Source organism: Aeromonas sp. QDB25 (genome assembly GCF_027707725.1).
Taxonomy (GTDB): domain Bacteria; phylum Pseudomonadota; class Gammaproteobacteria; order Enterobacterales; family Aeromonadaceae; genus Aeromonas; species Aeromonas caviae.
The window spans coordinates 1-5,729 of the sequence record NZ_JAPCIZ010000132.1 but is presented as its reverse complement, the minus strand read 5'-3'; the positions used below and the strand labels follow the sequence as shown (position 1 = coordinate 5,729).

The 5,729-nt window shown below is 60.8% G+C and carries 6 protein-coding genes; 2 read left to right on the top strand and 4 right to left on the bottom strand.

Annotated elements, in window-relative coordinates:
* Positions 1-25 precede the first annotated feature (25 nt).
* The 4 genes from PG883_RS22420 to PG883_RS22405 all read right to left on the bottom strand — a co-directional run bounded on the left by PG883_RS22420 (position 26) and on the right by PG883_RS22405 (position 3,677).
* Entirely contained in the window at positions 26-313 is a 288-nt protein-coding gene (locus tag PG883_RS22420; RefSeq protein ID WP_270808263.1) for a hypothetical protein, read from the bottom strand.
* A gap of 214 nt (positions 314-527) precedes the next feature.
* Entirely contained in the window at positions 528-779 is a 252-nt protein-coding gene (locus tag PG883_RS22415; protein ID WP_270808261.1) for an ogr/Delta-like zinc finger family protein, read from the bottom strand.
* Between the two features lie 64 nt (positions 780-843).
* A complete protein-coding gene (locus PG883_RS22410) occupies positions 844-1,860 on the bottom strand; it encodes a phage portal protein (protein WP_270808259.1) in 1,017 nt (338 codons plus the stop codon).
* Positions 1,857-3,677: a terminase large subunit domain-containing protein gene (locus tag PG883_RS22405; protein WP_270808256.1), complete on the bottom strand. Its 1,821-nt coding sequence runs from the start codon at positions 3,675-3,677 to the stop codon at positions 1,857-1,859. The genes PG883_RS22410 and PG883_RS22405 overlap by 4 nt, the downstream gene beginning before the upstream one ends.
* 175 nt (positions 3,678-3,852) lie before the next feature.
* On the opposite strand from PG883_RS22405, the gene PG883_RS22400 reads away from it, so the two are divergent.
* Together PG883_RS22400 and PG883_RS22395 are read left to right on the top strand one after the other, a co-directional pair.
* Positions 3,853-4,725 (top strand): GPO family capsid scaffolding protein, encoded by an 873-nt coding sequence (locus tag PG883_RS22400; protein ID WP_270808254.1) that lies wholly within the window; start codon positions 3,853-3,855, stop codon positions 4,723-4,725.
* Between the two features lie 9 nt (positions 4,726-4,734).
* On the top strand, positions 4,735-5,631 hold the full coding sequence (locus PG883_RS22395) for a phage major capsid protein, P2 family (protein ID WP_270808252.1): 897 nt from the start codon (positions 4,735-4,737) through the stop codon (positions 5,629-5,631).
* Positions 5,632-5,729: the final 98 nt, after the last annotated feature.

Sequence of the window (5,729 nt, the reverse complement as noted above, 5' to 3'; positions counted from 1 at the left end):
CTTAGACCGCGCAAATGTTTGGATTTCAGGCAACCGCAGATCGTGTTTGATGAACTACGACAGGTTGCTTGATTTGGCGGGTGTTGCACTTCGGAGTTGAATTCGCGGTTTCTATATCCGTACCAACAAGAAAAGGATTTTGCTCATCACTTGTTAGAGCTAATGAACCACTACGAAAGATCATTGCAACAAGAAACTTATTTGCTGTAAAAATTGAAATGTTAAATTTGATACGACATGCGGCTTCACTTCCAACCGACCCCATTTTGCCTATGGGTGAATAATCGATAAAGTGCTGACCTACCTGCGCCAACTGTCATTTCTGGAACTCGAAGCCGACACCAAAAGTGGGTTAAAAGAAATAGGTAAACCGGGGAAACGGATTTTCATCAAGGTAATCAGTATCCACCCCGAACCGGCCCAACCCGCCCGCCGGAGTCGCCTCAACAGAAACTGGTGCGACTGGCCGGCCAGAGCGATGCTTGCCCCGAAGTGATCCTGCAGTGACGGTAGTAAACCAAGGGGCGCTATTGCGCCCCCAGTCCTTGCAACACCATCTGCCGCCCCTCGGGGCTTAGCCCCCGCACCAGAGCCAGAGCCATCTGGTTGGTCGTTCTGGCTGAGGGGCTCAGGGTGTGGTTGAACGATAACGTCGCCACCCAGGTGTGACCGCACTCGGCCTCGGTGCACTGGCAGTAGAGATCGGCCACCGCATCACTCAGGTGGTGGGTCTTGGTGATCCGGCCCCGCTGACCACACTCTTTGCAATAGATCCGCATTATCCCTCCAGACAAATCTGACTTCCTATCAATGGGTTATATTTTACCAAAAATGGCTGTGTTTTTATACAGTTGAACCCACCGTTTCCCGGAAATCGACCCACAGCGAACGGGGCAGGCCGGCGCTGTTGATAGCGTCCCGTACCAGCTCGCACAGCGGCAGCACCTCGTTCCTGGCATAGGTGGCATCGTACTTCTCGGGATCCCCTAACCCGCCGCCGCCATTGGTCGGAATGATGCCGGCCAGCGCAGGGGGGTAGCGGTGGGCCGTCAGCACATCCTGAGAGGTGATCCCCTTGATGGCGGCGAATTCGTCCTTGGTGGCAATGTCCCCCACCGGTATGAGCTTGATGCCGTCCGGCTTGCCGTCAGGGATGTTCACGAACATGGATCGGAAGTTTCCCACTCCCTTGCTGTTGGCGATCATCTCCTTCATCTCCTCTTCGGTGTCGTCGTCCATGTTCGGGTCGGTGGCGTAGAAGATGAACCCCATGTGGGCGCCGTTGAGGAAGTAGCGGCGCCGGAACAGGGTGGCGTCCTGGTTGAGCAGGGCCGACTGCAGGCCGCCCAGGTAATCGGGCATGCCATAGACCTGCTGCTCCGGGTCATACTGGGCCAGCCAGATCACATCCTCCGGCCGGTAAATCAGGTTCGACTTGCCCTGCTGCAGATAGACAAAGCAGCCATCCTCCCGCCGGCGCAGGTAGACGCTGGAGAGCGGGTGCAACCCCACCACCTGGCCGAAGCTGTTGCGCAGCTTGAGCAGTGCCCCGTCTCCGAACTGCAGGTAGTTGTGCACGAAGGCTGTGATGGTGCTGCGCTGGGTGGTAAAGCGGCCCGCCACCATGTTGCGCCGCGCCATCAGGATCGCCCCATGGTGCGCGTTGGCCCGCGCCACCTTGGCCAACCCCTTGCGATCGATAGGTGGCTGGTAGTATTCGCCGTAGGGGTTGTAGAACACCCCGGTGTAGTCGGTCATCCAGGCCGTGGGGTCGATGGCCTCCGGCATGCTGAACACCACCGAGGGCCGGGGAGATGCGGTGGCCACCTGGGCCGGTTGTTGCGTCTGTCGCTTGGTCATGCTGCCTTCTTCTCCTGGCTGGTTGCCCAGGTGGATTTACGTTTGCGGTGGGTATCGAGCGGCTCGTTGGCCACGGCGTGGGCAATGGCGAAGAACACATCGGCGTGGCCGGTCACGTTGTCGCGGGCGGCCCGGAACGTCATCTGGCCGCCGCCAGTGGTGCTGCGTTTGATGGCGAGGAAGGCCAGCGGAATGTCCCGATCCGAGGCATCCCACTCGATGCGGTTCGCCTCCACCACGTCGATCATCTTGAGGACCAGCCGCGACTTGCTCTCAATGCTGTAGTTGATGGGGTGGCACACCCCCTTGAAAACCGGCTTGAGCAGGTCATAGACCCCGGAGCCGATGCCGGACACATCGACCCCGAGATAGGTGACCCTGAACTTCTTGGCGATGCGCTCGATCTCCTGCGCCTGGAACTGGAAGTTGAGGCCGCGCCAATAGTGCTTCTCCAGCACCCGGAAGCGCTCGCCGGCAACGGTGGGCGGGGCAACCACCACCAGGGTGGCATTGTCGCGCGTGCGGCTCGGGTCATAACCCATCCACACCTCACGCCGCCCGAACGGGTCAGGCCGCCCGGGCTTGTAGTCCTCCCACCGAGCCGGATCCACTCCCGCACGCTCCATATCCTGGAACTTGAACACCGACAGGGCATCGTCGATAAAGCGGCACATGTAGAGGCGGTCGAACACTTCCTCCGGGTATTCGTCCTTGAGTTCCTCAATGTCGATGAGGTTGCAGCCCAGGCGAATGGCATCCTCGATGGTGATGACATAGCGCCACTGCCGATCGGGGCAAACCCGGCCACCCTCGCGCAGCTCATCTTCACCAGGGAAATCGATGGCCACCCGGCTCGGGCGTTGCCCCTTCCAGCGATCGCCAGTCCAGAACCGGTACGCTTCGTGTACCTTGCTCGATGGGGTCGAGAAGTAGGTCTTGCGCCAGCGGGCCTGGGTCGCCATGGCGCTGGCCACGTCTGAGAGCTTCTCAAAGTTGGGGATCCAGAAGTATTCGTCGATGTAGACGTTGCCGGAGCGGGACTGGGCGCTGTTGGAATTGGTGGAGCAGAAGTGCAGCTCGGCCCCGTTCGACAGCACGATGGGGTTGCCGGTCAGGGTCACCCCAAGGAACGTCTGGGCAATCTTGCAGATGTAGGAGCGGAACACCTCTGCCTGGGCGCGGGTGGCCGACAGGAAGATCTGGTTACCGCCGGTCAGCACCGCATCTTCCAGCGCTTCGCCGGCGAAGTAGTAGGTCATGCCAATCTGGCGCGACTTCAGGATGTTGCGGGTACGCGGCAAGGCCGGGTCGTTCTTGGCCTCCCGGCAGCGCAGCTGGTAGCCGAACAGGGTACCCAGCCATTCGCTGAAATCGGCCTCGGTCAGGTGGCCGACCTCGTTCTTGGCCTTCTTGCCGCCCTTGCCCTTGCGATTACCGCTATCCTGATCACCACGGCCCCGACGCCCGCGCTCGGGGGCTGGGTCATCCCAAGCCGCCTCCCGAGTCTTGAGCGCCTGCTGCCGCTCGGCCCACTTGACCGCCTTCTCTTTCAGGCTGACATGGTGGCCGATAAGCCGGTCTAGTTCGTCCAGCTCGGCGGGCGTTTTCTTCTCCCGCCCCAGCAGGGACTGCACCCGGCGGGCAATGGCATCCTCCACCGCTTCATCAGTCAGTAGGTCGCGCCAGCCGAGCTTTTCTGCCCAGTAGTAGACGATGCGGCAGGAGTTGAGCCCCAGTTCATCCTTGATCTCCTGGGGCGTCCAGCGCTTAAGATACAGACCCCGCGCAGCATGGCGGAGCTCTTCGGGATACGCCACGGCGCCTCCATCGGTGATGTGATGGCGCCATCATAGCCAGCCCCCTTCCCCTCCTTATCGCCCCAATGTTCCAAGCAATTCGGATATCCCCATGGATCCGAATTCACCAGAACACCACCGGATGAAACCCCCTTGTCGACCCGATAGCCTGAGCCCGTATCTATTGGGAGCAGGCATGAACGAATCAACCTTGAGAACTGGCTTTGTCTGTATCGCCACCGAAGGTAAAGCGGTGGACGGACGTGACATCACCCGCGACTGGCTGGTCGACATGGCCGAGACCTACGACCCGACCTATTACACCGCTGTCATCTGGCCGGAGCATGATCGCTGGTCCAGCTATGGCACCGTGCAGGCCCTCAAGACCGAAGAGGTTGACGGCAAGCTCAAGCTGTTCGCCATCCTCTGCCCGAACCGGGATCTCATTTACTGGAACCAGAGCGGCCAATACCAGTTCTGCTCCATCGAACCGTTCGAGCAATTCGCCGATCTGGGCCGTACCTACCTGATTGGCCTGGGCGTCACCGACCAGCCTGCCAGTACCGGCACCACCCATCTCAAGTTCAGCAAGAGCAACAAGGGCCAAACCATCGGCACCAGCGAACCGCTGGACCTCTCCATGCTCAAGCTGCCCAAGCACGAGAAGGCCGACAGCTTCATGACCAAGCTTTTCAGCTTCATGACCAGCCATGGCGAGCCCGCCCCCCAAGCCAACCCCAGCCAATCCGAGGATGAGGAAATGAAACCAGAACAGTTCGATCAGATGCTGGGAGCCCTGACCGGCCTTGGCGCCAAGATCGATGCCTTCAGCACCAAGCTGGAGACCAAACCGGAACCTGAGCAGCCCATCAAGGCGACCTCTGACCCCGCCATCATGGATGAGAAGCACGGCATCACCGCCGAGCAGTTCACCAAGCTGGAGCAGACCCTGACCGGCCTCACCGAGAAAGTGGGCGAGCTGCAGGGCCAGATCGACAAGTTCTCCGTCGAAGTACCGGGCCAGCGCCCGGGCGCGCTCGGCGGTGACGACACCCCCATCGCATATTAAGGAGCGGCCGTGAGTCAGTCCCTAACCGTCCAGGCCCGTCAGCGCCTGGAGCAATACAGCAGTGCCCTGGCCAAGACCTACGGCATCCCCGTCAACGCCCTGGCCAAACAGTTCAGCGTCATCAGCGGCCCGGTGGAAACTGGCCTGCGCGCCGGCCTGCTAGCCTCGGTCGAGTTCCTGAACCTCATCACCTGCATGGATGTGGACCAGATCAAGGGCCAGGTGGTGCAGGTGGGCATCGGCAAGCTGTTCACCGGCCGCAAGAAGGATGGCCGCTTCAACGGCAAGGTAGGCGTCGCGGGTAACACCTACGAGCTGACCGAGACCGACTCTTGCGCCTCGCTCGACTGGGCGACCCTCTGCGTCTGGGCTAATGCCGGCAGCGAGGGCGAGTTCATCAAGCTGGTTGGCGAGTTCATCAACCAGGCCTTTGCCCTCGACATGCTGCGGGTCGGCTGGAACGGCGTCGCAGCCGCTGAAACCACCGACCCGGCCGCCAAGCCTCTCGGCGAAGACATCAACAAGGGCTGGCACCAGATCGCACGCGAGTGGAACGATGGCAGCCAGATCATCAAGGCACAGGCTGGCGAGAAGCTCTACTTCGACCCGGACGGCAAGGGGGATTACAAGACCCTGGACGAGATGGCCTCCGACCTCATCAACACCACCATCGATCCGCTGTTCCGCCAGGACCCGCGTCTGGTCGTGCTGGTCGGTACCGACCTGATTGCCGCCGCCCAGGCCAAGCTCTACAGCGAAGCGACCAAGCCGAGCGAGCAGATCGCCGCCCAGAAGCTGGCCGAGTCCATCGCAGGGCGCCGCGCTTACATCCCGCCGTTCTTCCCCGGCAAGCGGATGGTGGTCACCACCCTGGACAACCTGCACATCTACACCCCTGTCTCTTGATCAGATCTTGATCCCCTGCGCCATCAGATCCTTGGCGGCAAGAAAGCCATCCAGTTTACTTTGCAGGGCTTCCCAACCTTCCCAGAGGGCGCCCCAGC

Excerpts from the sequence above, each read along its gene's own strand:
- PG883_RS22415 (WP_270808261.1), bottom strand. The coding sequence starts at position 779 with ATGCGGATCTATTGCAAAGAGTGTGGTCAGCGGGGCCGGATCACCAAG.
- PG883_RS22410 (WP_270808259.1), bottom strand. The coding sequence starts at position 1,860 with ATGACCAAGCGACAGACGCAACAACCGGCCCAGGTGGCCACCGCATCT.
- PG883_RS22400 (WP_270808254.1), top strand. The coding sequence starts at position 3,853 with ATGAACGAATCAACCTTGAGAACTGGCTTTGTCTGTATCGCCACCGAA.